This is a genomic window from Amycolatopsis kentuckyensis (assembly GCF_002155975.1).
GTDB classification, from domain to species: domain Bacteria; phylum Actinomycetota; class Actinomycetes; order Mycobacteriales; family Pseudonocardiaceae; genus Amycolatopsis; species Amycolatopsis kentuckyensis.
The window spans coordinates 1-6,104 of sequence record NZ_MUMI01000712.1 but is presented as its reverse complement, the minus strand read 5'-3'; the positions used below and the strand labels follow the sequence as shown (position 1 = coordinate 6,104).

The 6,104-nt window shown below is 72.1% G+C and carries 3 protein-coding genes; all 3 read left to right on the top strand.

Annotated features, from left to right (window positions below; translation table 11 throughout):
* Positions 1–145 precede the first annotated feature (145 nt).
* The gene (locus CCN39_RS46265; protein WP_086853367.1) at positions 146–1,426 is read left to right on the top strand and encodes an adenosylmethionine--8-amino-7-oxononanoate transaminase; all 1,281 of its coding nucleotides are present in this window, start codon (positions 146–148) and stop codon (positions 1,424–1,426) included.
* Positions 1,427–1,633: 207 nt separating this feature from the next.
* On the top strand, positions 1,634–3,865 hold the full coding sequence (locus CCN39_RS46260; protein ID WP_086853365.1) for a bifunctional SulP family inorganic anion transporter/carbonic anhydrase: 2,232 nt from the start codon (positions 1,634–1,636) through the stop codon (positions 3,863–3,865).
* 353 nt (positions 3,866–4,218) lie between these two features.
* Positions 4,219–6,104: bifunctional SulP family inorganic anion transporter/carbonic anhydrase (locus CCN39_RS46255; protein WP_086853363.1), on the top strand; the 1,886-nt coding region annotated here is incomplete at its 3' end.

Sequence of the window (6,104 nt, the reverse complement as noted above, 5' to 3'; positions counted from 1 at the left end):
CGGACGGTGGTACCGGGTCAAGGCACGCTTTCCCGCCTTGACGCGGTACCACCGTCCGTAGTCACAATCAGGCTTCGGGGTGGTGGATCACCAAGCCGCCCCTGCGGGGAGCAACCCGGCCAACACCGTGTCATAGGGTCGCCGAATGGACCCCGCCGACCTGCTAGCCCTAGACGCCCAGCACGTCTGGCACCCATACGCGCCCATGCCGGCAAAAGTGCCATCCCTGCTGGTCACCGAAGCGAGCGGCGTCCGCCTCACTCTCGCCGACGGCCGCGAGCTGGTCGACGGCATGTCCTCGTGGTGGTCCGCCGTCCACGGGTACCGGCACCCTGTGCTCGATGCCGCCCTCGCCGCGCAAGCCGGGCGGATGAGCCACGTCATGTTCGGGGGCCTCACCCACGAACCCGCCATCACCCTCGCCAAAACCCTCGTCGACCTCAGCCCCGACGGGCTCGAGCACGTGTTCCTCTGCGACTCCGGCTCCGTCTCCGTCGAAGTCGCCGTCAAGATGTGCCTGCAGTACCAGCGTTCCCGCGGGCGGACCGGGAAGCACAAGCTGCTCACCTGGCGCGGCGGCTACCACGGCGACACCTTCACCCCGATGAGCGTCTGCGACCCCGAAGGTGGCATGCACTCGCTCTGGCGCGGGGTCCTGCCCGACCAGATCTTCGTGCCCGCCCCACCGTCCGGGTTCGACACCCCGCCCGACCAGTCCTATGTGGACATACTGGCCGCCGCAATCGAGCGGCACCGGGACGAGCTGGCCGCGGTGATCGTCGAACCCGTCGTGCAGGGCGCCGGCGGGATGCGGTTCCACCACCCCGCCTACCTGCGCGCCCTCCGGGAAATCACCGAAGCGCACGACGTGCTCCTCGTCTTCGACGAGATCGCGACCGGCTTCGGCCGCACCGGCGCGCTGTTCGCCGCCGAGCACGCGGGCGTCTCCCCGGACGTCATGTGCGTCGGCAAGGCGCTCACCGGCGGCTACCTCAGCATGGCCGCCGCCCTGTGCACCCCGGACGTCGCCGCCGGCATCGCGCGGGGCGAACTGCCCGTCCTCGCGCACGGCCCGACCTTCATGGGCAACCCCCTGGCCTCCGCCGTCGCCAACGCCTCCCTCGGCCTCCTCGCCGACGGCCGCTGGCGCAGCGACGTCACCCGGATCGAGAAGGCCCTGCTCGACGGCCTCGCCCCGGCACGTGACCTGCCCGCCGTCACCGACGTGCGGGTGCTGGGCGGGATCGGCGTGCTGCAGCTCGACCACCCCGTCGACATGGCCGTGGCCACCGACGTCGTCACCGCGAACGGTGCTTGGCTGCGGCCGTTCCGGGACCTCGTCTACGCCATGCCGCCCTACGTTTCGACTGACGACGACCTCGCCGTGATCACCCGCGCGATGCTCGCGGTCGCCGAAAAGGCCTGAATTCAGCACATCGGGTGTGACCACCGGCACACCGAGACCCGAAGGTCTCTCATCGTCGCGCTGCGTGGCAGACCACGGTCGAAACCACGCGAACGGTCGAGGCGGTAAGTGTGAAGGGGCCGGGAAACCCGTCCGTCCTGTGCCCGGACGAACGCGAGAAATGCTTGCGTAGCGGACTTTTCGCGCGGTTTCGGCGATCCTGCCCCCATGATCGAGATCGTTCGTGGCGAACACGACACCGGACCCCCGAAGCCCTCCGTCCACCTGGAGAACCTCAAACACGATTTCCTCGCCTCCATCGTCGTCTTCCTCGTCGCCGTCCCCCTGTCGCTCGGCGTGGCCTTCGCCGCCGGGGCGCCGCTGCTCTCCGGCCTGATCTCCGCCGTCGTCGGCGGGCTGGTCGCGAGCCTCTGCGGCGGATCGCCGCTGCAGGTCAGCGGTCCTTCCGCCGCCCTCACCGTGGTTCTGGCCGACACGATCGCCACCCACGGCTGGCCCGTCACCTGCGCGATCACCGTCGCCGCGGGCCTGCTCCAGATCCTCTTCGGCCTCACCCGGGCCGCCCGTGCCGCGCTCGCCGTCTCGCCGGCGATCGTGCACGGCCTGCTCGCCGGCATCGGCGTCACGCTCGTGCTCGGCCAGCTGCACGTCGTCCTCGGCGGCTCCGCGCAGGGTTCGGCGCTGGCCAACGTCCTGGCGCTGCCGGCGCAGGTCGCCGCGCACCACGACCAGGCCGTGCTGATCGGCGTCGTCACCCTCGGCGTCCTGCTGGCCTGGCCGCGGCTGCCGAAGGCCGTCCGCCGCGTGCCCGCGCCGCTGGCCGCCGTCACGCTGGCCACCGGCCTGTCCGTCGCGACCGGGATGTCCCTGCCGCGCGTCGACCTTCCGGCCGGGCTGCCCGCGCTGCACGTCGTGCCGCGGCTGCCGGACGGCGGCTGGGGCGGCTTCGCCGTCGCCGCGGTCACCATCGCGCTCATCGCCGGCCTGGAGAGCCTGCTGTCCGCCGTCTCGGTGGACAAGCTCCGCGGCGGCCCGCGCACCGACCTCGACCGCGAACTCGTCGGGCAGGGCGCGGCGAACGTCGCCGCCGGCGCGCTCGGCGGGTTCCCCGTCACCGGCGTCATCGTGCGCAGCATGACCAACTTCGAGGCGGGCGCGCGCACCCGGGCGTCGGCGATCCTGCACTGCGCCTGGATCCTCGCCGCCTGCCTGCTGCTCACCGGCGTGCTGCGGCTGATCCCGCTGGCGGCGCTGGCCGCGCTGCTGGTCTACGTCGGGATGAAGCTCGTGAACGTCAACGGGCTCAAGGAGGTCCGGCGGCACGGCGATCTGCCGGTGTACGCCGTCACGCTCGCCGGGGCGGTGGCGGTCAACCTGCTCACCGGCGTCGCGGCGGGGATCCTGCTCGCGCTCGCGATGATGCTGCGGCGGATGATCTTCTCGGGCATCCACGTCGAAACCGGCGGGGGGCGCCACCGCGTCGTCATCGAAGGCGCGCTGACGTTCCTGTCCGTGCCGCGGCTGACCCGTGTGCTCGCCGAAGTGCCGCCGCACGCCGAGGTCACCCTCGAACTGCACGTCGACTTCCTCGACCACGCCGCGTTCGACTGCCTGCGCGGCTGGCAGCAGGCGCACGCCGGGCCGGTCACCGTCGACGAGATCGGGCACCCGTGGTTCGAGCGCGGCAGCTCGGGGGAGCCGACCGTGCGCCGCAGCGTCGCCGCGCGCGTCGTGCCGCGGTGGCTCGCGCCGTGGTCGCAGTGGCAGGCCGAGCACGTCGCGCTGCCCGCCCAGCGCACCGCCAGCTCGCTGCTGTGCCGCGGCGCTTCGGAGTTCCAGCGCCGCACCGCGCCGCTGCTGCGCGAGACGTGGGACGGCCTGGCGCACGGCCAGCAGCCGCACACCCTGTTCATCACCTGCGGCGACGCGCGGATCGTGCCGAACCTGATCACCACCAGCGGGCCGGGCGACCTGTTCACGGTGCGGAACATCGGCAACCTGGTGCCGCCGGCCGACGGCACCGACTCGTCGGTCGGCGCGGCGATCGAGTACGCCGTCGGGGTGCTCGAGGTCGCCGAGATCGTGGTGTGCGGGCATTCCTCCTGCGGCGCGATGAAGGCGCTGCTCGGCCGGGCCCCGGAGGGCCTCGACCAGCTCGGCAGCTGGCTGCGGCACGGCGAGGCGACCCTCCGGCGCCGCCGTCGCGAGGCACCGCTGCTGCTCGGCGGCGAGCGTCCGGCCGCCGAGGCCGACCAGCTCGCGCTGCAGAACGTCGTGCAGCAGCTGGAGATCCTGCGCGGCTACCCGGTGGTCGCGGCGGCCCTGGACCGGGGCGCGCTGCGCCTCACCGGGATGTACTTCGACGTCGGCGCCGCGCAGGTGTCCCTTTTGGACGATGCGGCGCGCGGGTTCGTCCCCGCGGGGGCGCTGGAGCACTGAGCGCGAAGGCCGCTTCCGGGCACCCGTGCTCCGGAGGCGGCCTTCGCCGTGCCCGGGCCCCGACGGCCTGCCCGCCCGATCGATCGTCGGGAAGCGCTTTCAGGCCACTCGAGAGCCAGATCACTCTCCGCGTCCGCCCGGCTACGGCCGTTGCCGAGCGCGGCCTCGTTCGACCATGTCGTCGAAGCCGAAAACCCATATATAGTCCCGGATTTAACTGTCAAGCGACAGGCTGACACCGTGTTACGACCGCGTTAACGGCATGTCCGATTTGTGACAAAAGGGTGAAATATCGCCAGTTCTTCACTCGATCGGGTGGTACGCAGCGGACATTTCACCCGATTTCCGGTTGCATGGTGATCATGAGACCCCTCGCCGTGCTCCGACACGACCTGCCGGCCTCACTGGTCGTCTTCCTCGTAGCTGTCCCCCTGTCCCTCGGCATCGCCCTCGCTTCGGGCGCCCCGGTCGCCGCCGGGCTGGTCGCCGCCGTCGTCGGCGGCATCGTCGCCGGCGCGCTCGGCGGCTCCGTCCTGCAAGTGAGCGGGCCCGCCGCCGGCCTGACCGTGGTCATGGCCGAAACCATCCAGACCTTCGGGTGGGCCGTCACCTGCGCGATCACCGTCGCCGCCGGCGCGCTGCAGATCCTGCTGGGGCTGAGCCGCATCGCGCGCGCCGCGCTGGCCATCTCGCCGGCGATCGTGCACGGCATGCTGGCCGGCATCGGCGTCACGATCGTGCTCGGCCAGCTGCACGTCATCCTCGGCGGCAAGGCCCAGAGCTCGGCGGTGGAGAACGTCGCCGAGCTGCCCGCCCAGATCGTCGCCCACCACGACTCCGCCACCATCGTCGGCCTGATCACCATCGCGCTCCTGCTGCTCTGGCCGAAGCTGCCGGAAGCGGTCCGCAAGGTGCCGGGCCCGCTCGCCGCGATCGCGGTGGCCACGGTGGTGTCGGTCGCGTTCGGGATGACGCTCCCGCGCGTCGAACTGCCCGGCGACCTGCTGAACATCCACCTCGTCCCGCAGCTGCCGGACGGCGGCTGGGGTGGGTTCGCCCTCGCCGTCGTCACGATCGCGCTGATCGCCAGCGTGGAGAGCCTGCTCTCGGCGGTCGCGGTCGACCGCATGCACACCGGGCCGCGCGCCAACCTCGACCGCGAGCTGGTCGGGCAGGGCTCGGCCAACATGATCTCCGGAGCGCTGGGCGGCCTGCCCGTCACCGGCGTCATCGTCCGCAGCTCCACCAACGTCACCGCCGGGGCGAAGTCCCGGGCGTCGGCGGTGCTGCACGGCGTCTGGGTGCTGCTGTTCGTCGTCCTGCTCGCCGGGCTGATCCAGAGCATCCCGCTGGCCGCGCTGGCCGGGCTGCTGGTGCACGTCGGCGCGAAGCTGGTCAACCCCGGGCACATGAAAACCGTGCTGGCGCACGGTGATCTGCCGGTCTACCTGCTCACCCTCGCCGGCGTCGTGGTCTTCGACCTGCTGACCGGCGTGCTGGCGGGCATCGGGCTGGCGCTGGTGCTGATGCTGCGCCGCACGGTCTGGTCGGGCATCCACGTCGAGCGGGAAGGCGAAGACTGGCGCGTCGTCGTCGAAGGCGTCCTGACGTTCCTGTCGGTGCCGCGGCTGTCGAAGGTGCTCGGGACCGTCCCGGGCGGGGTCACCGTGCGGCTGGAGCTGGTCGTCGACTACCTGGACCACGCGGCGTTCGAAAGCCTGCACACCTGGCAGACGGCGTATGAGCGCGCCGGCGGCACGGTGGAGGTCGACGAGGTCGGCCACCCGTGGTTCGGGGAAGGCAAGGCGGGCCGTCCGACGCGGTCGCGGATCGCGGCGAGCCGGGCGGTGCCGCGCTGGCTGGCGCCGTGGTCGGAGTGGCAGGCGGCGGAGGTCGAGATCCCGGCCCAGCAGACCCGCCGCGGCGCCACGGAGTTCCACCGCCGGGCGGCGCCGCTGCTGCGCGACACGCTGTCGGGCCTGGCCGACGGCCAGCGGCCGCGCACGCTGTTCATCACCTGCGGCGACTCCCGGATCGTGCCGAACCTGATCACGACGAGCGGGCCGGGTGACCTGTTCACCATCCGCAACATCGGCAACCTGGTCCCGCCGGGGCAGGCCGACGCGTCGATGAACGCGTCGATCGAGTACGCGGTGGGCGTCCTCGGGGTCGAGGAGATCGTGGTGTGCGGGCATTCCTCCTGCGGCGCGATGGCGGCGCTGGCCGACGGTCCGCCGCC